The organism is Vibrio sp. 2130-1, from assembly GCF_033339515.1.
Genome location: NZ_JAWOUT010000776.1, coordinates 1 through 505, shown reverse-complemented (window position 1 = coordinate 505; position 505 = coordinate 1). Strand labels below are relative to the sequence as shown.

Here is a 505-nt window from a genome sequence, read left to right as displayed (position 1 = left end):
GGATAAGCCTGTAATCGGTAAAGGCACCAGCCGCCGCAAGGCAGAACAGGCGGCAGCAGAAACAGCACTAGAGCAATTAACTAATGGCTGATAACGAATTCGATATCGATGCGTTTTTCGCATCACATGGTGAGGTGAGCTCACCGGAAAACCAGCATTGTGGTTTCATTGCCATTGTTGGTCGTCCTAACGTGGGTAAATCGACGCTTCTGAACAAAATTCTAGGTCAGAAGATCTCGATCACGTCACGTAAGCCACAAACGACGCGTCACCGCATCATGGGCGTCGACACAGATGGCGATTACCAAGCGATTTACGTTGATACACCAGGACTTCACATTGAAGAAAAACGTGCAATCAACCGTTTGATGAACCGCGCTGCAAACTCATCGTTGAGTGACGTGAACCTAGTTTTCTTCTTGGTCGATGGTACCCATTGGACGAAAGACGACGAGATGGTGTTGACCAAGCTTCAGAAATCGAACTTCCCTGTTGTACTTTGTGT

Annotated in this window: 2 protein-coding genes; both read left to right on the top strand. The window is 47.9% G+C overall.

What is annotated here, in order from left to right; all coding sequences use genetic code 11:
• Nucleotides 1-91 (top strand): putative dsRNA-binding protein (locus R7Q09_RS28645; RefSeq protein ID WP_318144272.1); only part of this gene is annotated, 91 nt, incomplete at its 5' end.
• Nucleotides 84-505, top strand: a 422-nt coding sequence (gene era / locus R7Q09_RS28640; protein WP_318144271.1) for a GTPase Era, incomplete at its 3' end; no start/stop codon positions are given. The genes R7Q09_RS28645 and era, both read left to right, overlap by 8 nt.